The sequence below is a fragment of the Solibacillus cecembensis genome (assembly GCF_050272495.1).
In the GTDB taxonomy this organism is placed as follows: Bacteria; Bacillota; Bacilli; order Bacillales_A; family Planococcaceae; genus Solibacillus; species Solibacillus cecembensis.
The window spans coordinates 80,737-102,105 of the sequence record NZ_JBNNMF010000018.1 but is presented as its reverse complement, the minus strand read 5'-3'; the positions used below and the strand labels follow the sequence as shown (position 1 = coordinate 102,105).

The window sequence follows — 21,369 nt, the reverse complement described above, 5'->3', positions numbered from 1 at the left end:
ATAAAAAAACACCCCCTAGTTGAATTTTAGGTATCTAAACCCGAATTCAATCGAAGATGCTTTTTTTATTTGTCTATATTTTTGGGGTCAGTCCCTGTAGTATCATGATGTTCCTGCTCTTTTATTTTATTGTAAGTCATAATATTTTTTGCATAATAAAAAATGTTGTTTTTCATGTATACCTAGTATGTGAATACATTGTATTAAATTTGGATAATGTGCGATTGGGTCAGGGTAACGTATATGTCCAGCTACGTTATCGCTTATGTTAGAAAGCATTTTTTCTAAGAACCTTGTTTCAATATCTAACTCATTTACTAACCATTTAAAAGAAATTTTCTCTTTAATATCCTTTGGAGGCACTAAAACAAAAGGTGCTTTCATCGGCTTATTGCTTTTTTCTTTATATTCAGTAAATATATCGTCACTCTTAATGTTGTATGATTTGCTACTCCTTAATGTAGCAATGGGCTTAGAAAACGATAAATAGGTTTTGTTTAACTGTCTAAAAAGTTTAATCATTAAGTATAAATGATAGTAAGTTTCTCCAAAAGACCACTTACCATCTTGGGGACGCTCCCATTCATTCTCTTTGTAATTGATTAGCACATTCGCAAATTCTTCTCGCTGCTCGTAAATGATGGTGAAATAATGTTTCATGTACTCACTTTTCATAACATTTCCTCCGAATAGATACTATCGTTTTTTTAGCATATCTTACTTAGAGTATATCATAGTGAAGTTCCATTATTTAACTATTTACTAGACCAATTGTTAAACTTTCCTTTAAAACCACGTAAGAAAAGACTTTTTATTCCCAATGTCCCGTAATAAACTCATCCCGACCTGATTGTGCACGGTCTTCTTTGTAATGGGCTTCTTCTTTTTTATAATAATCCTGGTGATAGTCTTCTGCCGGCCAAAATGTTTGAGCCACTGTAATATCCGTAACAATCGGCTTTTTAAACCGACCACTTGCTGCTAAATTTTCTTTTGATTGCTGCGCTTGTGTTGCTTGTGCTTCACTATGTGTATAAATGACCGTTTTATACGATTCACCACGGTCTTGGAATTGACCACCTGCATCTGTCGGATCTATTTGCATCCAGTAAATTTCAAGTAATTGCTCATAGCTAAACTTTTCTGGGTCAAAAATAATTTCAACGACTTCCACATGACCAGAATTACCGCGCTTCACATCTTCATATGTAGGGTTTTCAATATGACCGCCCATATAGCCACTTGTTACTTTCTCGATTCCGTCCCATTGATCAAACGGTTTGACCATACACCAAAAACAGCCACCTGCAAACGTTGCCTTTTCCATTCCATATTCCTCCAATTTTTTAAATGCTTAAATATATGGAATTCTATCATGGAAAGAAAATTCAATCAAATATCATTTGTTTAGTATACAATTGTAATAATTAGGTGAATGGTATAATAAAGAAGAATTAAAACCATTTTTTTAAATGATATATTTACTTGTCTAAAAAGGGGTGTTATGAAATGGAAGAAAATACGCGACAAACGCGCCATCAAAAAAAGAGAAAGTTGCGTAAAGGGCGTTTCGTTATAACGGTGCTTCTATTAGCCGTTATGACTACAGGAATTTATGTGTATGCGCAATTTAAAAGTGGTTTAAAAATGGGTAGTGATACGAAAATCACAGTGGAAGACTTTCAACCAGATGAATTTCAAGAACGGATTGAAACGTACCTCATTATAGGCGTAGACGCACGGGGAACAGAAAAATCCCGTTCCGATACGATGATGTTGCTGGCGTGGAACCATGATACGAATGATATGAAGCTCGTGTCTTTTATGCGTGATATATATGCAGAAATACCTGGCTATCAATCATATAAGCTTAATACGGCCTATTATTTAGGGGGCGTACCTTTGCTAAAGGCAACGTTAAATGAAATGTTTGACCTCCCAGTTCATCACTATGCGTTAATTGACTTTAAAAGTTTTGAAACAATGATTGATATTTTGGCACCAAACGGAATTGAAATGGATGTAGAAAAAAATATGGGTGGCGAGATTGATGTCCAGATTAAAAAAGGACTGCAACAGTTAAATGGCAAAGAATTATTAGGCTATGCAAGGTTCCGTTCGGATGCAGAAGGCGACTTCGGACGAGTTAACCGTCAGCAAAAAGTGATTGAAGCATTAAAAAACGAAATGCTTTCTCCAACCAATGCGAAAAATTTCCCGAAACTTGTCGGAGCGGCACAAGGGTATATCACAACGGATTTAACGAGCACAGATCAGTTGTCGACAATTTTTAAAGCAATTGCAGGGAATGGTGACTTAGCTATTGAAAAAATGACCATTCCTGCAGAGGGATTGTATCAATTTGGAAATTATAAACATGCTGGATCGGTACTTGAAATAAATGTCGAAAAAAATAAACAATTGCTTCATGATTTTTTACAATTAGAAGAGTAAGCATAGTACTATTCTGCAAAATCCATGCTAAAATAAAGGAAATATGAAAATTTGGCAATATGTTGGGGTGGTATTTTGGGAAACGACAACGAGAGAAATGAAGAGAAACGTCTTTTACAGGAAAAATCGACGTTTTTCTCCACGAGCTTCATTCGATTTTTAGGTGGGAAAAATCTATTTTTTTTCCTGGTGATTATGCTGTTATTAGGCGTCATCATCTTTGTTTACGATAAAATATCTTTTATTTTTGCACCGCTTCAAGTTCTATTGAATGTGATTATTTTGCCAGGTGTATTAGGCGTTATTTTGTATTATTTATTACGGCCAGCATTGAAATTACTCGTTAAATGGAATGTACCACGATCGTTAGGTATACTCATCTTGTATATAGTAGTAGCGGGGTTCATTACATTACTTGCTCTACTTGTATTTCCATTTTTACGCGACCAATTCACAAGTTTAGTACAGGATTTCCCGATTTACTTCATGTCTGCTGCCGAGAGCGTTGTGTCATTTTTAAATAATTCCCGCATTAATGATTATTTTCAAACGGTTAACTTTAGCTATGATGAATTTTTAATGGATTTTCAAGATGACCTTGTTGTAACCGTAAAGGAGACAATGACAAATATCGCGAGTGGTGTTGCATCGGGCATTACTGGGTTTGTTTCTACGATTACAGGGATTCTATTATCACTTGTCATCGTTCCATTCATTGCGTTTTATTTATTATACGAAGGCGAAAAGTTGCCTAAATTTGTTTTGAAGATTTTCCCACCGCGCATGCGTAAAGGAGTAGGCGAAGTTTTACATGATATGGACAAGCAAATTAGTTCGTATATTCAAGGTCAAATTTTAGTGTCCTTTTGTATCGGCGTCATGATGACGATTGGTTTCACCATTATTGGTCTTGATTACGCATTACTATTAGGGTTCATTGCGATGATTACGAGCGTTGTTCCATACTTAGGTCCAGCCATTGCGGCGACACCAGCAGCAATTATTGCAATTGTTCATTCGCCGTTAATGCTTGTCTATTTAATTATTGTATGGACAATCGTTCAATTAATTGAAGGCAAGTTTATTTCTCCTCAAATTATGGGGAAATCATTAAGTATCCATCCGATTACGATTATCTTCGTGTTATTAACAGCGGGCTCATTGTTTGGTGTGCCAGGGGTCGTTTTAGGACTTCCAGGATATGCATTAATAAAAGTGTTGGTTACACATGCTTATCGATTATTTAAAAATCGTTACAATGATTTCCAAACAGATGAAGCTAATTATTATGAGAAGAAAGTAAATTGAATACAAAAAACGACATTGGTTTTTACTCCAATGTCGTTTTTTTGTAATGCCTAATGTGCTAATGATTTTAATCGCGCCACAGCTTTTTGAAGTTGCTCTACAGGCTGAACTAAAGCAAGGCGCATATAACCTTCACCTGCTGTACCAAAGGCTGTACCAGGTACCATGACAACACCCGTTTTTTCAATGGCTTTAAAAGCGAATTCAACGCTGTTTAAGCTGCTCGGGTATTTTGCCCAAACGAACATGCCGCCATCACTCGGAGCAACTTCCCAGCCAATAGAAGTTAAGCCTTCCATTAATGTTTTATGGCGCTCGGAAAACGTTTGACGCAAGATAGCTGTTACTTCCTCCGCATTGTCTAACGCAAGGGCTGCTACTTGTTGAATCGGTTCAAAAATACCGAAGTCTAAATTGGATTTTAATTGCTTCATAATGGCAATCATTTTCGCATTCCCAACAATATAGGCAATACGCGTTCCGGCTAAGCTAAAACTTTTGGATAGCGAGTTGATTTCAAGACCGACTTCCATTGCACCAGGCGTCGCCAAAAAGCTAATAGGTGCATCTCCTTTAAAGTAAAACTCTGAATACGCTGCGTCATGCAACACAATGATGTTATACTTTTTAGCAAATGCGACAACTTCCTCGAAATATTGGATGGAAGGCATTGCGGGTACAGGATTACCTGGTAAATTTAAAATGAGCAATTTTGCTTGTTGTGCGATTTCTTCTGGAACGGCTTGTAAATCCGGTAAATAATTATTTTCTTTCGTTAATGGCATATAGTAAGGCTCTGCACCGGCTAAATGAATACCCGCATCATACGCGACATATGCAGGGTTTGTTGTTAACACGATATCACCGGGATCACAAAATGCGACAGGTAAGTGCACTAACCCTTCCTGTGACCCGATCGTTTGGACCACTTCCGTAGCTGGGTTAAGCTTGACATGATTCACGCGTTCATAATAACGGCATACAGCTTCGTTAAACATTTGTATCCCTGTTAACGTATACCCATAGGACGAAGAAAGGGCGGTTAACTCCGCCATTTTTTGGCGTAATGTTTCTGATGGTGCAATATCGGGACTCCCTAAGCTTAAATCGATTAATTCCATTCCATGTTGTTGCTGTAGCTGTGCATGTTTTTTTAAGTCTCCAAAAATAGCTGGTACAAATAATGCCATCTTTTTGGACGGTTGGATCTTCATATGTAACACTCCCTAATCCTTTTAAATGATATGCCCCATTTTATCATACACATCGTTTATAATGAAAAGTAATTCAGAAATCAGAACTTAAGTAACTTCAATCAGCAGACATCGTAGAATTTTATCGAATTATAATTGATACGAGGGGAAAAAATAATGAATATTTATTCTTTAAGTGGTCCAAGTGGTACGGGAAAAAGTACGAGTGCGCTACAATTCGCACATGATCATCAAATTCAAGCCATTATTGATGATGGTCTGTTAATCGTAAATGGCGAAAAAGTGGCAGGTACTTCTGCAAAATTCGAAAAAAATATTGTGACAGCTGTTCGCCGCGCTATTTTTGATGAAGAGTGGCATAAAGCCGATATCATGGATGCATTAAGCAATGTACCTGTTGATTCGATCCTTATTATTGGTACTTCCGATAAGATGACGAAAAGAATCGCGAAACGCTTGGAGCTAGGTGATATTCAGCACTATTATTATGTAGAGGATGTCCGTTCAACGAAGGAAATTCAAATGGCACGCTTTGTTCGTGAATTTCAAGGCAAACATGTCATGCCTGTTCCGTATAAGCAAGTGGAGCAAAATTTCTTCAAACGGCTCGTGCAAAGAGGGAAAGAAATTTTCTCACCGAATCGGGAAAAGCTAGGGGAAACGACGATTGTAAGACCGGATTTTCATCATCAATCAATTACGATTTCGCAAGCGGTTTATACGGACATTATTAAACATGTCGTAGCAAATAACCCGTACATAACACGCATGAATCATTTACACTTTTCCGTTGCAACTGTTCCAACGATGCGGATCGATGTATCTATTTTGGCACCGGTTAATTACTACGTGCCGGACATGTTAAAGCAATTGCAGCGAGAAATTGCGCAAAGCTTTTTATTTCATTTCCAAGTGGAGCCTGAAGAAATTCATATTACGTTATCGAATACGGAGTCGAAAAAATCGCATTAAGGGCGGGGAATACAGTAAGTCCACTATCATAATTAAATGATGGTGGACTACTAGAGTATTTTATTCTTTCTTAATCAATCTTAATTTTTCATACCCATCCACGGATAATGAAAGAGTATCATGCTCATTCCATATACTATAAGGGAATACTGAATTAATAGTGGTGTATCCATCAACATATTCAATATTCGCACCATTCGGAAAGAATTCTACATTACTGTTATTTATTAATGCTGTATCGAAATAGTAATTTTCATCTTTAACATTACGGTTGATTTTATAAGAAATATGCATCGAACCGTTTGTTAATGTAGCTTGTAGTAATTCAAGACCTACCACCTCATTTTCCGCAACAAAATCCTGTGTTTCAATATTTCCAGGTTGTAAATCAAATGCCCATTCTCCGTCTACTGAAATGACGCCCTCTTTATTGGTGTGAAAATGAATCGTTTCAATAGCGATTCTCGCACCATCTAAAGAAGGAACAGCCTTAGAACTTGAATCTGCCAGCATTTCTAGAGTTGCAGCGTTCTTTTTCAGGTTTTTTAATTGATAGGAGTTTCCTGAAAACATTAATGGACCTGCTATTGGCTTTGTATCAGATAAGTGAGCATCTATCACTTCACCTTGAGCGTTATAGAGGAGATACTCCATGTCGATAAAATACAAATCATCCATTTGAATTTCTTCCGTTTCAATATTTAGCTGCAGACCCAGTCGATAAGCATCTGAAAAGAAATGTTCCATTGTAATTTTGATATCTTCAGATTGTTGAGATTGTCCCACATATTGCACATCACCATTTTTACTCGCTGTATTTAATCCGGAATCATTAAACCCTAAAAAAGCTTGTAATTTAGCTAACGCTGTATCATTAGTTAGCAAAATAGCTGAACTTAATGCAATCGTCGCCACTGCTGCGGATACAGGCTTTAGCCATTATTTTTCATAGTGACTGCGCCCCCACTACATAATAATTGTTCTTTAGAAGCTGTTTTGCTTTCGAAATTCTCGATTTAATCGTGCCTTCTGGTTCAGAAAGAAATTCACTAATTTCCTTTGTTGTGAGCCCATTCACATAGTAAAGTGTTAACGCGATCCGGTAATTTTCATCTAAACTATTCAACATATCATCGAGCTCTAACGGTAAATTATCTTGATGTGCCAATGCATTGAGTGTGTCTGAATCGAGTAGTACAACTTGCTTATGCTGTTTCATAAATCGATAACAATTATTCAATAAGATGCGACAAATCCACGTATTGAAATATTTTACCTCTTTTAAAGTTCGGATTTTTTCAAACGCCGTTAATACCGTTTCTTGTAATAAGTCTGCAATATCCTCATCATTCAGTCCTAATCTCTTTGCTGTACGATAAAGAATCAATTCGTATTGGCTAATTAATTGAATAAACGCTTCTCCGTCTCCTTTTTGCGCTTTTTTTACTAAAAATTCAAGTTCCAATGTTACCACCTCTTTCTTGCTGTCTTACCGTTAGAGTATTTTGACTCGTAATTAGTTGCATAGAATGTAAATTTATTTATGGTGGTGAGCGGAAATCTGATTTGTACAAGTAATAATTGGAGGATTTCAAAATAGTAGAGCAGGGGACACAGATTAAAAGCGTGGAATTTGAAACAAGAGCAAACTCCAAATTGAATGATGGAATTTGCTCTCGATATTAATTTTTTAAAGAGATCACCTATAACTTACGTGCAAATTGTGGCTGGCGTTTTTCCACGAATGCGCGAACACCTTCTGAGAAATCAGTTGGAGAGACGAATGGCGTAGAACCTTCCCAAAGCGCAGGTGTTGAATCGACACATTCTTTCACAGAGCGCTTCACTGCTAATAAAGAATCCGGTGACATTCCTGCCACGAGCTTACCCATGCGGATTGCGAAACGATTTAAATCCTTTTCTGCGACTAAATAATTGAGCATACCCGCTTTAAAGGCTTCATCGGCTTTGTACATACGGCCTGTAAAGACGAAATCTTTCGTTGCAGATGGACCTACTAAATCAACTAAGCGCTTTGCAAATCTATTGTTCAACGTGATGCCTAATTTCCCAACTGGAATGCCCATTTTTGTTTTATCAGAGCCGATACGAATATCACAAGCAAGCGCGAGTTCAAGTCCCGCACCCATTGCAGGTCCGTTTATGACACCAATGACGGGAATCGGTAAATTTTCGATAATGGATATCGTTTTTTCCATATGAATGAATGCTTCTTCCGCTTTTTCAAGTGAAATCGAATTGAATTCCTTAATGTCGGAGCCTGCTGTAAAGTTTTCACCTGAGCCGCGTAAAAGTAATACTTTATTTTTAGGGTTTTCTAATGTGCGTAGGGCAATTTTCGCCAATTGATCCCACATATTTGCTGTTAATGCATTTTTTAATTGGGGGCGATGAATCGTAATGATCGCTAATCCAGCCGTTTCTTGATAAATAATTTTTGCGTCTTCCGCTTCAAGCCTTGTCGTACGTACTTGCATAAACTAATTTCCTCCTAAACCTTCATTGCGACCATTATAGCCTATCTTCTATTGAGAAACATGGCATATCGAACTTTCGAGTAAAATAACGTAATATATAGAATATTTAGTCGGATATAATATCGAACGTCTGTGCTTTCCATGTTACAATAGTACAAAAGGGGTGATGACAATGGAGGGAATTATGCCATATGTAAAGGCATTCGAGGCATATTTACGTTCACTCAATAAGTCTCCCTACACGGTAAAACAATATACATTAGATGCCAAGCAGTTTGCTGAAATTGTGGCGATGCAAACAACCATTGAAGATGCGCTACAATTGTATGAGGAAACGATTACAAAACAATACCAATCAGTCAATTCCATCAATCGAAAATATGCGTCTATCCGTCATTTTTTAATCTTTTTACAGCTGAGAGATGTTATAAAAAAGTATGCACCGAAATTTCTTCAACCATTAAATAAAGAACCTGCTTTAATCAAAACATTAGCCCCGCAGCAAGCGAAAAAAGCGTTGGCGGTATGGGTTCAAATGTATAATCACGCAAAAAATGAAGAAGATACGTGGCTGGCACTGCGTAATGCGACGATCGTAGCAGTTATTGCAGAACTCGGGATTAAATCTGCGGAAGTGGTGCGAATGGAATGGAAACATTTTCATGAAGAAACGCAACAATGGACGGTTATTGCGGCGAAAAAGTCTCGGAAATTATCGCTATCCAAAGCGCTAATGAAGCAATTGTTATTTTATAAAGAAGAAACGCTGAAATGGCTGCCGATTGCGAGTGAAGTATCCGTCGTATGGCTAGGGCTTGGCAATAAAAAAGGCGAATCTATCACCGTCAAAACGATTGAACGCATCTTTTTTACGATGTCACAACAAGTTGGATTTAAAGTGACGACGACCAATTTGCGATACCGCGCCATTCAGAATGAGCTCGCCGATTTACATGAGCCGACTGAATTGTATGAGCAATTTGGCTATGCGCGAAAAGGCGTGTTTACAGAACGCCAGCAGCGCATTTCACAGCAAATAAAGGGCGAATGAATGCATATGAAGAATTCCCGATGGTGGAATATGTTACAATAAGTAAACAAAAGAAAGAGGAGGAATTTTAAATGGCTATTTCATTAATGGAAGCGTATATTATTGAAACATTAAAGGCACATCCTTATACATATGAGGAAGTAGTCGGCAATTTACAGCAAGGTGATTTGGAAGTTTTTTCGAAAGACTATGATTATGATTTTACTTTATTGCAAAAACTGTATACTACGGATGAAGCCGCGTTTAAAGCCGCTTACACGGAGCGTTATAGAGTGAAATACGTAACAATTAACGGGTTAGTCGGTTTATTACGCATGAGGTTTGGCATTGCGGACGGCATTACAAAGCATGAAACAAGTGTGACAGGTATTGAAGTGAATACGGAAATAGAAGAAGAAATTCGTTATTTGCTTTCATCTAATTGGAATGTCACGCGTGAAGGGGCTTACATTACGATTTCAGCATAGGAGATGTAAATGGATTTACTTATATTTTTAATTGTCGCTATTGTTTTAATTCCGTTGTTTTTTAAGGTTCTAGGGAAGGTTTTTAAATGGATTATCATTGCCATTATTCTCTATTATCTTTATACAAATTTTATAGCGATCGGTTAACGTGTCAACGGGAAGGAAGAAGGTGTCTTTTGGTGTTTGCTAAAATACGAGAGCCAGATTCGATTGAAACGTATATCGAATCACCAGAAAAGTTGAAAAAGCTTTATAAACGTGTGTTATTCGTCGTTAGTTTGTCGCAAATTTTTGGTGGTGCCGGACTTGCAGCGGGTGTTACGGTCGGCGCATTATTAGCACAACAAATGCTTGGGACGGATGCTTATGCTGGGCTACCTGTTGCTTTATTAACTTTAGGTTCAGCATGCGCGGCTTTTCTCGTTGGGAAACTATCACAAAGTCGTGGGCGCCGTATCGGACTTTCTACTGGATTTATCGTCGGTGGTCTTGGTGCGGTTGGTGTAGTCATCGCGGCAATGGTAAATAGTGTGCTGCTATTATTTGCCTCGCTATTATTTTATGGTGCAGGGACGGCGACGAATTTACAAGCACGTTATGCAGGGACAGATCTAGCGAGTACGAAACAAAGAGCAACGGCTATTAGTACGACGATGATGATGACGACATTTGGTGCGGTTGCTGGTCCAAACTTAGTTGGCGTGATGGGGAATGTTGCAACGTCCATGGGTATCCCTTCACTTGCGGGTCCATTCATTTTGTCCGCAGCAGCCTTTATTTTTGCGGGGATTGTGCTATTTATGATGCTCCGTCCAGATCCATTACATATCGCGAATAAAATCGCAGCGTATCAACAGCAAAATGGAAAGTCTACATCGTCCGATACACAAAAGGCGGATAATAAAAAAGGTTTAGCAGTCGGTGCGACAGTCATGGTGCTTACACAAATTGTGATGGTAGCGGTCATGACGATGACTCCAGTTCATATGCAACATCATGGATATGATATGGCGGATGTAGGATTGGTCATTGGTTTCCATGTCGCAGCGATGTATTTGCCATCTTTATTCACGGGGATTCTTGTTGATAAAATAGGCCGAACAGCGATGAGTATTGCAGCGGGCGTAATTTTGTTACTCGCTGGATTATTTGCAGCGTTTGCACCAAATGATTCCTTACTTATGCTAATAATAGCACTATCGTTACTTGGTCTTGGATGGAACTTCGGTTTAATTAGTGGAACGGCTCAAGTAGTCGATTCAACCGAGCCGTCTACGCGTGCAAAAACGCAAGGAAAGTTGGATGTGTTAATTGCATTAGCGGGCGCATCTGGTGGAGCACTGTCAGGAATGGTCGTAGCGAGTGCAAGCTATGATGTGTTAGCTTTAGGTGGAGGGTTACTCGCTTTACTTTTAATACCGGTAGTCATTTGGTCAAAGAAAAGTAATTAGATAGAAAATGCAATAGCAGCGCGTCCTGAACAGGGGGAGCGCTGTTTTTTTCATGAGTAAACGGTAAAAATCTGCGCGACGAGAAATTAACAAAGCTGCTAGCTGCATATATTGCAATGGACAATGATTAAATTTGAATAGGAGGGGTCAATTTTAACGGAAATCATACATTGTTGGACTGGAAGATAGGGGATGTAAACGGAGATGGTATTTTAGATACCGTCTATTTATATGGTAATGTCGATGGATCACCAAGTATCTTCGCCGACAACATTACGCTTGTGATTCATGATGGGTGGTCAAATAAAAGTACAACCGTTCATTTTAAAAACAATGCGGGATATAATGCTAGGTTGTTTCTTGGCGACTTTAATAACAATCATATACCTGACATTATGGTAAGTATTGATACGGGTGGGAGTGGCGGATATGGCATCTTTTATATCTATTCCTTCAAAAACAACAATTTAACTGAGCTGTTTAACTTTGATAAATATAATGAAGAATACACATTTCAATTGAATTACGCCGATTTTTATAAGGTTCGTGTTGAAAGTCACTCGCCTTATAGGTTGTTCATAATAGACATTAGCACCAAAGGACCTGATTACTTATCAGAGTTTTATGACGCCAATGGACGACTTAAAAAACCAATAGTAGGCGGGGTTCTGGCCTTAGGAGTTGTTAATCCGATCATTACAAATAACAAAAGCTATAATTTTGACTTAGTAGCTCTACAGCGTATGATTGGCCCAACAAATGCAGATACTTTAGGATACGTTGAAAACCTTCTGTCATGGAAAGGTTCACAATTTCATTCAAATCGCTTGTCTGTTTCAATACCATTTGAATAAAAAATAACCACCTTTATGAAGGTAGTTGGTCTCGTGTAGATTATGGTATTCTTGTTAAACGTTACGAATAAATAAATAGATTTACTAATCTCAATACATGACGAACCAAGCCTGCTCAAATAATATTATGAGCGGGCTTTTTAAGTTGTCTATAAACCGCTCGTTCAGTAAACCACAGATTCTCCTTTATATGGAAAAACAATCCTTAATTAATAAGGAAATCACCAATTTCCAAATTCGCTCTGAGACGAATTGACATGTACCATTGCCCATGAAAGTGAAATTCACTGCGTCTGAATGCGAAATAAAATACAGGGAATATATGTTCTATTTTAGAGGAGAAACGGGCTAAATATAACCATTTAATTACAAAAATTACATGTTAAAGCCTATAAATCGAAATAAAGTTCCCAAATATGAATTTGGGAACTTTATTTCGTGCTATAATAGAGTTAGAGGTGAGGGAATTGACGAAAACAGCTTTGCCAAAAGTTTTGAGAGATTTTTTAGTTTACTTAACGACGATTACCGGAAAATCACCGCGCACTCGGAAAGAATACGAATATGATCTCGTACTATTTTTCCGCTTTTTAAAAAGCGTGGAGAAAGATATATCACCGGACCTTATACATACGATTGATATTTCAGATGTTACCGCAGATTGGATTAAGGAGTTATCACTGGAAGATTTATATTATTTTATTGAATATTGTGAAGTGCAGCGGGGAAATTCAGCATCGGCAAGAGCGCGGAAAGTTGCAACTCTAAAAGCTTTTTTTAAATATTTGAAAGGCAAGCGACGACTCATAGAAGAAAATCCAGCTGAGGAGCTTGAATCACCGAAAATCGGTCGACGAAAACCTATTTATTTGAATATGGATGAAGCTCAAACATTTTTAAAGGCAATTGATGAGCAACAATATTCTACGCGAGACTACTGCATGATGGTATTTTTCTTAAATCTTGGTATTCGTGTATCCGAACTCTGTTCCTTAAATGTCGACTCCATTAATGGACGCCAGCTGACGGTAATTGGTAAGGGGAATAAAGAACGCACGGTTTATTTAAATGACGCTTGTCTTGCCGCGTTAGAGCGTTATGTAGAAGAGCGTCATACATACAAGGGAACAGATCCAGAACCGTTATTCGTTTCGCAAAAAGGGACGCGTTTTGCCCGCCAAACGGTTGCGAAAATGGTGAAAAGAATCAATGGCCAATCGATTAAAAAAGACAAGTTAACACCACATAAGCTGCGCCATACTTCCGCGACAATGATGTATAAAGCGGGTGCAGACATTCGAAGTCTACAGCATATTTTAGGGCACTCCAGTGTAGCAACGACGCAAATTTACACACATATAGAAGATGAGCAAATTCAAGACGTATTGAAAAACAATCCGTTTAATACCATAAAATGATTATGTAAACTAGATGTTCATTTAACGCACATACAATTATAAAAATCCTTTGTTTACTATTTGATAATGAAGATTATTTTCCAATTATCACGATATCGTTTATAATTGATTATTAATATAGTAGAAACTCATAAATTGGACGTGAAATGCATGGATAAAATTCATATTCCGACGGATGCTATTCGCATTATTAGTACCTCAAGTAAAGGGGATCAATCGAAATGGCGAGTAGGTAATAAGTGGGTTAAGCAAAATACACGTGGTTACGAGGGACAAGCAGAAGAATTAGCGACACTTGTGTTATCATGCTCAACCTTACAAGAAAAAAAATATGTAAAGTACTATCCTTGTGAAATTATTTTACCTGATGGGGAGCTCTCGCGTGGCTGTTATTCGGAGGACTTTCGAGGTAAATTACAAGAAGTAACGTTAGAGCGTTTATTTGAAGCGAATTTCACTTCAACAGACCCCATTTTGAATGATACATCTTTATCGACAACGGAGAAATTTGAACAAATCATGGAGCAAGTTCAAAATTTTACAGGGCTGAATGTACGTGAAGAAATTACTCGCCTGCTTGCCTTTGATGCACTCATTCTAAACGAAGATCGACATACGAATAATATTTTATTCTTGTACAATCCGCTCGATAAAGTATGGCAGCTTGCACCGATTTTTGATAACGGATTAAGCTTATTATCTGATGAAAAAGATTATACACCTGGTAAGCCCTTAACCATTTTAAAAAGAAAAGTGAAAGCCAAACCATTTAATTCAAGTTTCTCCAAGCAACTAGCCCTGTATAGGGGAACGGCTTTTATTGATAAAGCCAAGTTACTGCATAAACTTGAAACAAGCACAATTGATTTTGGGCGTGCCGAGCAAGTCTTACGGTCACAGTTAAACGATCCTAACTTGTCTCGTTTGTTCTTTGAAGGAAGTGAAATAAATGATTGATACGATGAAGTTTAACGTAATGTGGATGGATGATGTCATAGCAACCGTTAATTTAAAGCCGGCTAATGGTGGGACACCCTATGTCATCAACTATATTGAAGACTTCAATAAACAATTTTCACCGAACATGGAAGGTCACATTTCATTAGAGGAATTAGAAAAGTGGTTAAAGTGGCGTACATTCCCACCAACGCGGGCAAATGCAGATGAATTACTAGCAAGTCTAGGTATGCAAGCCTATAACCGATGGGGGATTGTTCGAAAAACGCACGGTGTTATGGCGGATGACGAAATATGGTTATGCTTTGAGGGAGAAAATTTGAAGCATAAAGATGTTTGTTTACGAAAAGACCTGTATTATCCTGAAACGACAGAGTTAAATAACGATTAATCTTTAAGTCCGTTGCCTTTTCTGGGAATGGTCTTTTTTGATTTGAAAATCACTTCATTGAATTGCATAAAATGATTATGTAAACTAGAAGTGCATAAGAGAAAAAGTGTATCCAAAGTATTTAATGCAGAATTTTCAGATTTATAATTTACTTAAAAATAAACAAATGTTATATTGTTTATATAATAATAAACGAAGGTGGTATTTGTTTATGGATTTTGAAAGTCTATCAGTCGAGCATCTCGTAAATGGATATGAAGAAAGTGACAATGTGTACCATTGTTTATTTTGTGAGCAGCAATATGATAAGCTTGAAGTTTTTCCAGTAGAAGGACGTTTTTTCACGGCGCTCAAGATGATTAAGCAACATCAAAAAGAAGTGCATGGTTCAGTGTTTGATGCACTTATTCAGCTAGATAAGAAGCATACAGGACTATCGGATATTCAAATTGAATTACTGACGCTATTTGCACAGGGATTGCCAGATAAAGAAATTGTTCAGCATACAACTGCAAACAGTGTATCAACAATCCGTCAGCACCGCTTTAAATTGAAGGAAAAGGAGAAACAGGCAAAAGTCTTTTTGGCGATTATGCAAGCGTTTGATGGGATCGAACAGTACGAACCGATTCATAAGGGGGCAAAACAAGTGGATGAACGTTATGCGATTACGGCGGATGAAAAGAAAAAAGTGTTAGAAACGTATTTTAAGGAAGGTTTAGAAGGCCCAATTAGCACGTTTCCAAGTAAAGAAAAGCGTAAAATTATTTTGTTGCAACAAATTATGACGAATTTTGAAGCTGGGAAAAAGTATTTGGAAAAAGAATTAAACGATATTTTAAAGCCTATTTTTAGTGATTATGTAACGGTACGTCGCTATTTAATTCAATATGGTTTCATGGAACGAACGGATGATTGCACCTTTTACTGGGTGAAGGAAAACTAAAATGATGTTTAATTACGAGGGGGATTACTGTGGAGATTGAATTGACTCGATTTAAAGTAATGGAAGGAAAATCAAAGCGCGTGGATGAATGGCTCAAGTTTTTGAATGATCATATGGACGATGTGCTTGTCACTTTAGAAGGAGAAAAAATGTATGTGGAGACGATATTCCGCGAGCATCTTAATGGGCATGAGTATTTATACTGGTATTCCGTTCGCGGAGAAGGTGGTCAAGAAGTAGAGGAATCGGAACATTGGATTGATAAAGAGCACTTACTATTTTGGGAGGAATGTATCGATAAAACATTTCGCCCCGTGGATTTAAACACTGAAGTTGTGATGATACCTCACCGAGTAAAAGCAGCGATGCACGATAGTTGATGGATAGATATGCAGGAATCCTTTCTTAACTAGAAAGGATTTTTTAGATCCTAAAGAAAATCATAAAATTTCTGAAAATATTGTTGACAACTGTACTATAACTGCACTATATTTAATTCAATAAATAAAATCTGTTATAGTACAAAGGAGAGCGGTTAAAATGACAATTTATCGACAAGGCTATGAAGTGTATGTGAAAAAATGCGAGCAATTCGGGCTAGAGCCAATTAACTTTCGCTATTATGTAATTCAATTATCACCAAAGCAATTAAGTGAATTTAATGACCAAGCAATGCAACAAGAAGGGGGGAAGTAACATGCATGATTATCGAATGGGGTATGAGTATTATAAAGAAGCATGCGAAAAGTTTGGATTAGAACCAATCAATTTTCATTATTACATTTTAAACTTATCTCAGGAGCAATTAGACGCCTACAACTACCGCGCTACGGAGAATCGAGGGAACTATGAGTTTGCAATTTCATAAAGTTAGATAAAAAATCTTCCATTGATAAGGGAGATTTTTTTGCTGTCAAAGGATATTGTATCCATGCGAAACATTGAGTAAACTTTCGAGTCCATCAGTGTGCGCGACCTTACATCCGCATCAAAAAATTATAATGAAGTGGTAAAAAGCTTAGATCAAGTTATTTTGGAACTAAATCGAGTTTCAGAACATATGAAAAAGTTAACAGACAAAATTGGTTATATGTGCGTATATTAGAATAGTGAGAGAATTTTGAATCCTTGCCTTTTTTACTTGGGGTGAATGAAGGTAATTTAAACAAAAAATTTAGAAAAGTTGGATTTATGAGTTAAGAACTATTATAATTTTCTATGAATAGTAATATTAATAGAATTAATTTGGAATGGAGAGGTAGATATGCAGGAAGAATCAAATTCAAAAATTCTCGAATCAATGGATTTTTCGTATGAACAGCTCGTCAATTTAAAAGCTGCACTTGATAAAACGTCTATTGTTGCTGTAACGGATCGAAAGGGTCAAATTATGATGGTGAATGATCAATTTTGCGAAATCTCGAAATATTCGCGTGAAGAACTAATCGGCCAAGACCATCGAGTATTAAATTCAGGTTTTCATCCGAAATCTTTTTTCAAAGAAATGTGGCGTGCAATCGGACTTGGACAAACGTGGCATGGAGAAATTTGCAATCGTGCAAAAGATGGTTCTTTATATTGGGTCAAAACAACGATTGTTCCATTTTTAGGAGAAAATAAAATTCCAAATCAATATATTTCGATTCGTACAGATATTACTGCACAAAAAAACATTAAAAAAATTGCTCATATTGCTTATCATGACGATTTAACGGGCTTACCAAATCGTCGTAACTTAACAAAGCGTCTTGAAAATGAAATTGCGAACGCTATGCGGACTAAAACGCCATTTGCGCTATTTTTCTTCGATATCAATCGCTTTAAAAATATTAATGATAGCCTCGGTCATAAAGTTGGCGACTTATTTTTAAAGGAACTTAGCGCGCGTTTTCGTGGAATTGATATTCAAACCAATTCATTCTACCGTGTAAATGGAGATGAATTTGTCTATGTACTAGAAGACGTTTCATTAATAGACGAAATGGCTGAAAAGATTTTGGATGTTTGTATGAATAGTTTTATATTTGACACGTATGAATTTTATGCGAGCATTAGCCTCGGCATAAGTGTGTATCCAGCGCATGGTGATTCTGCCGCTAAACTATTGAAAACAGCGAATGTTGCGATGAACGCAGCCAAAGTAAAGAATGGCAATAGTTACAATGTGTATAAAAAGGAAATGCGCGGTACAAACGACCAATTTTTACGTTTAGAAACAAAGTTACATAAGGCTTTGAGAGAGAATGCATTTGAGCTTTATTACGAACCGAAATATAATCTCCAAACGAATGAACTGATTGGGGCGGAAGCGTTAATTCAATGGGTTGATGAAGAAATTGGTACGATGATGCAAGAGCAATTGATTCCGTTTGCAGAGCAATGTGGACTCATTCATGATATTGGCAGTTGGGTAATTAGAAATGCCGTAAAGCAATTACAGCAGTGGCAACCTATTGTTTCACCACAATTTAAAATTTCGGTGAATGTTTCAACAAGTCATATTAACGAAAATGATTTTATAGACCAATTAAAAACCATCCTTGAAGAAACGAATTTAAATCCAAATCAACTAGAATTAGAGATTTCTGAAATGAGCATGCTTGATTGCTCAGCTGAACTAATTGAAAAGATTCAAGAACTAAATACTTTAGGTATTGAAATATCCATTGATGATTTCGGAACGGGGTATTCGCCATTAAGTTATTTACGTGAAGTGGCTGTAACTTCCTTAAAAATAGACCATTCGTTTACACAGGACTTAAACTTAGTTCCAGCCAATGCTAAGATGGTGTCGTCCATCATTTCATTGGCACATGCACTCGGTTTACAAGTCGTAGCAGAAGGTGTGGCAAATGGTGAAGATTTAGCGATTTTAAAAGAATTGAAATGTGAGTTTGTACAAGGCTTTTATTTAAGCGCTCCTTTAAGCAAGGATGAATTTGCAGACTATATGAAATCTAAAGTGTAACAAAAAAATGCACCATACCAATGTTGATTGGAATGGTGCATTTTTGTTATGGGTTTAAAAGTAAGATTCTAATCGTTCAAACTCATCATAATCAATGCAGTCCATATATTTATATAAAGTTTCTAAGTCTACTTTAATTTTGTTTTTATGCATTAAGTAAAAGGGCTCTGTCAAATGACATATAATGAGTGGAACGGGTTGTTGGTGATTGAATTTATCCATATGTTGCGATAAAAATGCTTCATCTATAAAACAATAGATATTATAGCCAAGTGCCTGGAAATCAATATTGTCCAAATGGGCAGTTAAAAAGTCTTCAGTTAAATTTTCATTGTACTGACAAATTGCATGCCAATCCAATTGACTTTGATAACGACTAAGCCAGTGTAAGTGGGCAGATGCACTAAAAAGCTGCAATTGAAGCGCACTATATTGCGCAATTTTTTTATCCATCTCGCTATTTGTTAATTTATGATCCCCATAACGATCATATTGTTGGCAGTATAAAGAAGGGATTCCTTTTACTAAATGCTCGCCACCTGGCCATTTATCGGTTCCGCAATCATATTCAAAAAATAATAGCTCCATTTCTGGAATTTCATCCACTTCAGGCAAGTAAATGACATCATGTAAGACAAAAAATACATTGCTCTCTATGAATTCTTCTAATTGGTCTTTAAATTCATCGTTAAGCGCTTTTTGCTGTAGCTGTAAGGTGCTAACAAGATGGGCTTTAAATGACGCAGTAAGGCGAGCCAGGACCGGTTTATTATATTGCAACGCATCAAAATCCACCTGCTCGATAAAATCAATTAAAAATTGCTCTGAAAGAAACGGGTTGGCATAGCAAATATATGAAAATGGTAAGTAATCCAAATAGTTTAGTAGTTTGCTATGGTGCTCAGTAATGACATTTTGGCACCAATGCATATAGGCGACGACAAATGCGCGGTCATAATGCGCTAAATGGGCATAGAGCGCTTCGTCTTGATTTTGAAATTGTTGAAACAGCTCGATACTATTGAAATCTTGTAAACTAAAATATTCTGGAAATTTTATATTTTGAAAAGATTGTTTGATCGGAAATGGTCTTTTTGAGCGATTCGTCACAAAACTATAAGAACCAATTGCACCGCGTTCTTCCAATAGGATATAGGCAAGCTCCTGGCGCTGATCACGCGTCAGTTTTGAATCCTTTGGAAACTTAACGGATGCAAAAAATTGTACTTTTGCCATATCATAAAAAAATTTATAGTCTCCATCTTTTGTAAAAGGTGCATCGGACGTATTCTTTTGCCAGTAGAGTAGAGCACCAGAGATGGTTTTATAGTTTGAAAATGTAATATTTGCAACAGAAAAGAAATTTTGAGTAAGTGATTCATCATAGTGGACTTTGATGAATTCAATTTTTTTTATTTTTAGCATCGTACACCCCCTTTAGTTATTATATACGTTTTACAAAATTCGACTAGGTATAAGTCTTGAAATAAAATTTTTAACTTAATTCAGCTGAGGTTTCTGAAAAAAGATGTTTAGAAAATATTAGGAACGGATATTATATAAGTAGTAAAGTTGCAGTCACGCAGTAAGGTTAAAAAGTTTTGTGAAGTAGTAACACAATGGAATAAAAGGATTTCAATTAGCTACGTTGTATGCGTTCTTTTTAAAAGATGTAAACACGGTTTATTGTTTTGAGCGTTATGAAATTTATTATGTAATTAATTGACAAAAAGGTTTAACGACGGTTTTCGAAAGATGCTACTATTTTGGCGAACAAATGCATAAACGATCAACTCGGCTTTAAAGTATGATTTGTAAAGAAACTATGGTGAATACAATACAACTGAATAAGCACGTACCGACTGTAACTTTACGCCATTCACTCCTTATCCCATAAGGAGTGTTTTTATTTTCATTCAGCAGAAAACTCTTTCAGAAGCTGGACGCAATTACGCCAAGGCGAAATTGATTTGTGAAAATGTTATTATAGAAAATGTTATTATAATAGAAGGGAAAGGTGGGGAAGTACATGTGGAAAATCATCAATCATAAACTGATTCAAACGACCGATGCATCACGTATACGTTATAAAACACGTATAAGCGCGGCACTAATTGAACAGTTAAAGCAATACGCAACAGAGCACAATACGCATATTGGTTATTTACTAGAAAACGGTTATCTGAATCTTTTACAAAACGAAACGATTTCTTATAATAAAAAAAATCGCCCAAAAGATCGTGTAGAATTCAGAACGACATGTGATGAACAATTACTTACACACTTAAAAGACTTGGCGAAGCAGCAGCAGTTGAATTTAAATGATGTCATTGAGGAAAGTGTCAAATACATTCAGTTTGATCAAGTGAAAAATGCAAGCTGGCGCTATCGAGTAGAGCTATGAAGGGATACATACATTT

General features: G+C 36.8%; 23 protein-coding genes. 16 read left to right on the top strand and 7 right to left on the bottom strand.

Annotated elements, in window-relative coordinates; all coding sequences use genetic code 11:
• Positions 1 to 126: 126 nt before the first annotated feature.
• Both ACQKIH_RS16040 and msrA read right to left on the bottom strand, forming a co-directional pair.
• Positions 127 to 675, bottom strand: coding sequence for a DinB family protein (locus ACQKIH_RS16040; protein ID WP_236706938.1), 549 nt, complete (start codon positions 673 to 675; stop codon positions 127 to 129).
• 136 nt (positions 676 to 811) lie between these two features.
• Positions 812 to 1,327: a peptide-methionine (S)-S-oxide reductase MsrA gene (gene msrA / locus ACQKIH_RS16035; protein WP_427767842.1), complete on the bottom strand. Its 516-nt coding sequence runs from the start codon at positions 1,325 to 1,327 to the stop codon at positions 812 to 814.
• Positions 1,328 to 1,509: 182 nt separating this feature from the next.
• On the opposite strand from msrA, the gene ACQKIH_RS16030 reads away from it, so the two are divergent.
• Positions 1,510 to 2,454 carry an LCP family protein gene (locus ACQKIH_RS16030; RefSeq protein ID WP_057989828.1) on the top strand — a complete coding sequence of 315 codons (945 nt, stop codon included), beginning with the start codon at positions 1,510 to 1,512 and terminating at the stop codon, positions 2,452 to 2,454.
• 75 nt (positions 2,455 to 2,529) lie between these two features.
• Positions 2,530 to 3,762 (top strand): AI-2E family transporter, encoded by a 1,233-nt coding sequence (locus tag ACQKIH_RS16025; protein WP_427767840.1) that lies wholly within the window; start codon positions 2,530 to 2,532, stop codon positions 3,760 to 3,762.
• Between the two features lie 50 nt (positions 3,763 to 3,812).
• On the opposite strand, the gene ACQKIH_RS16020 is transcribed toward ACQKIH_RS16025, so the two are convergent.
• Positions 3,813 to 4,976 carry an aminotransferase class I/II-fold pyridoxal phosphate-dependent enzyme gene (locus ACQKIH_RS16020; protein ID WP_427767838.1) on the bottom strand — a complete coding sequence of 388 codons (1,164 nt, stop codon included), beginning with the start codon at positions 4,974 to 4,976 and terminating at the stop codon, positions 3,813 to 3,815.
• Positions 4,977 to 5,132: 156 nt separating this feature from the next.
• Here ACQKIH_RS16020 and ACQKIH_RS16015 point away from each other — a divergent pair, with 156 nt between their 5' ends.
• Positions 5,133 to 5,948 (top strand): ATP-binding cassette domain-containing protein, encoded by an 816-nt coding sequence (locus tag ACQKIH_RS16015; RefSeq protein WP_427767837.1) that lies wholly within the window; start codon positions 5,133 to 5,135, stop codon positions 5,946 to 5,948.
• Between the two features lie 60 nt (positions 5,949 to 6,008).
• Here ACQKIH_RS16015 and ACQKIH_RS16010 read toward each other — a convergent pair whose 3' ends face one another.
• The 3 genes from ACQKIH_RS16010 to ACQKIH_RS16000 all read right to left on the bottom strand — a co-directional run bounded on the left by ACQKIH_RS16010 (position 6,009) and on the right by ACQKIH_RS16000 (position 8,446).
• Positions 6,009 to 6,863: a hypothetical protein gene (locus tag ACQKIH_RS16010; protein WP_427767835.1), complete on the bottom strand. Its 855-nt coding sequence runs from the start codon at positions 6,861 to 6,863 to the stop codon at positions 6,009 to 6,011.
• A gap of 31 nt (positions 6,864 to 6,894) precedes the next feature.
• Positions 6,895 to 7,413 (bottom strand): RNA polymerase sigma factor, encoded by a 519-nt coding sequence (locus ACQKIH_RS16005; RefSeq protein WP_427767834.1) that lies wholly within the window; start codon positions 7,411 to 7,413, stop codon positions 6,895 to 6,897.
• A gap of 238 nt (positions 7,414 to 7,651) precedes the next feature.
• The gene (locus ACQKIH_RS16000; RefSeq protein ID WP_427767832.1) at positions 7,652 to 8,446 is read right to left on the bottom strand and encodes an enoyl-CoA hydratase/isomerase family protein; all 795 of its coding nucleotides are present in this window, start codon (positions 8,444 to 8,446) and stop codon (positions 7,652 to 7,654) included.
• 172 nt (positions 8,447 to 8,618) lie between these two features.
• Here ACQKIH_RS16000 and ACQKIH_RS15995 point away from each other — a divergent pair, with 172 nt between their 5' ends.
• The 12 genes from ACQKIH_RS15995 (at position 8,619) to ACQKIH_RS15940 (ending at position 18,949) form a co-directional block, all read left to right on the top strand.
• Entirely contained in the window at positions 8,619 to 9,497 is an 879-nt protein-coding gene (locus tag ACQKIH_RS15995) for a tyrosine-type recombinase/integrase (protein WP_427767830.1), read from the top strand.
• Between the two features lie 71 nt (positions 9,498 to 9,568).
• Positions 9,569 to 9,964, top strand: a complete 396-nt coding sequence (locus ACQKIH_RS15990) for a hypothetical protein (RefSeq protein ID WP_427767828.1) — start codon at positions 9,569 to 9,571, stop codon at positions 9,962 to 9,964.
• Between the two features lie 179 nt (positions 9,965 to 10,143).
• Positions 10,144 to 11,415, top strand: coding sequence for an MFS transporter (locus ACQKIH_RS15985; protein WP_427767827.1), 1,272 nt, complete (start codon positions 10,144 to 10,146; stop codon positions 11,413 to 11,415).
• Positions 11,416 to 11,588: 173 nt separating this feature from the next.
• Complete coding sequence (locus ACQKIH_RS15980) at positions 11,589 to 12,269, top strand: VCBS repeat-containing protein (protein WP_427767824.1); 681 nt, start codon at positions 11,589 to 11,591, stop codon at positions 12,267 to 12,269.
• Positions 12,270 to 12,736: 467 nt separating this feature from the next.
• Positions 12,737 to 13,687 carry a tyrosine recombinase XerC gene (locus ACQKIH_RS15975; protein WP_057989818.1) on the top strand — a complete coding sequence of 317 codons (951 nt, stop codon included), beginning with the start codon at positions 12,737 to 12,739 and terminating at the stop codon, positions 13,685 to 13,687.
• A 150-nt stretch (positions 13,688 to 13,837) separates the two neighbouring features.
• The gene (locus ACQKIH_RS15970) at positions 13,838 to 14,644 is read left to right on the top strand and encodes a HipA domain-containing protein (protein ID WP_427767821.1); all 807 of its coding nucleotides are present in this window, start codon (positions 13,838 to 13,840) and stop codon (positions 14,642 to 14,644) included.
• Positions 14,637 to 15,035 carry a hypothetical protein gene (locus tag ACQKIH_RS15965; protein ID WP_057989816.1) on the top strand — a complete coding sequence of 133 codons (399 nt, stop codon included), beginning with the start codon at positions 14,637 to 14,639 and terminating at the stop codon, positions 15,033 to 15,035. The genes ACQKIH_RS15970 and ACQKIH_RS15965 overlap by 8 nt, the downstream gene beginning before the upstream one ends.
• A gap of 211 nt (positions 15,036 to 15,246) precedes the next feature.
• The gene (locus ACQKIH_RS15960) at positions 15,247 to 15,981 is read left to right on the top strand and encodes a DUF2087 domain-containing protein (RefSeq protein WP_427767819.1); all 735 of its coding nucleotides are present in this window, start codon (positions 15,247 to 15,249) and stop codon (positions 15,979 to 15,981) included.
• Between the two features lie 29 nt (positions 15,982 to 16,010).
• Positions 16,011 to 16,361, top strand: a complete 351-nt coding sequence (locus tag ACQKIH_RS15955) for a DUF6176 family protein (protein ID WP_427767816.1) — start codon at positions 16,011 to 16,013, stop codon at positions 16,359 to 16,361.
• A gap of 160 nt (positions 16,362 to 16,521) precedes the next feature.
• Positions 16,522 to 16,677 carry a hypothetical protein gene (locus tag ACQKIH_RS15950; RefSeq protein WP_057989813.1) on the top strand — a complete coding sequence of 52 codons (156 nt, stop codon included), beginning with the start codon at positions 16,522 to 16,524 and terminating at the stop codon, positions 16,675 to 16,677.
• A 1-nt stretch (position 16,678) separates the two neighbouring features.
• Positions 16,679 to 16,849, top strand: coding sequence for a hypothetical protein (locus ACQKIH_RS15945; RefSeq protein ID WP_057989812.1), 171 nt, complete (start codon positions 16,679 to 16,681; stop codon positions 16,847 to 16,849).
• Positions 16,850 to 17,245: 396 nt separating this feature from the next.
• A complete protein-coding gene (locus ACQKIH_RS15940; protein ID WP_427767812.1) occupies positions 17,246 to 18,949 on the top strand; it encodes a putative bifunctional diguanylate cyclase/phosphodiesterase in 1,704 nt (567 codons plus the stop codon).
• Positions 18,950 to 19,003: 54 nt separating this feature from the next.
• Here ACQKIH_RS15940 and ACQKIH_RS15935 read toward each other — a convergent pair whose 3' ends face one another.
• Positions 19,004 to 20,374: a nucleoside-diphosphate sugar epimerase gene (locus ACQKIH_RS15935; RefSeq protein ID WP_427767809.1), complete on the bottom strand. Its 1,371-nt coding sequence runs from the start codon at positions 20,372 to 20,374 to the stop codon at positions 19,004 to 19,006.
• 604 nt (positions 20,375 to 20,978) lie between these two features.
• Between ACQKIH_RS15935 and ACQKIH_RS15930 the strand changes: the two genes are divergently transcribed.
• Complete coding sequence (locus ACQKIH_RS15930; protein WP_427767807.1) at positions 20,979 to 21,353, top strand: rRNA methyltransferase; 375 nt, start codon at positions 20,979 to 20,981, stop codon at positions 21,351 to 21,353.
• Positions 21,354 to 21,369 lie beyond the last annotated feature (16 nt).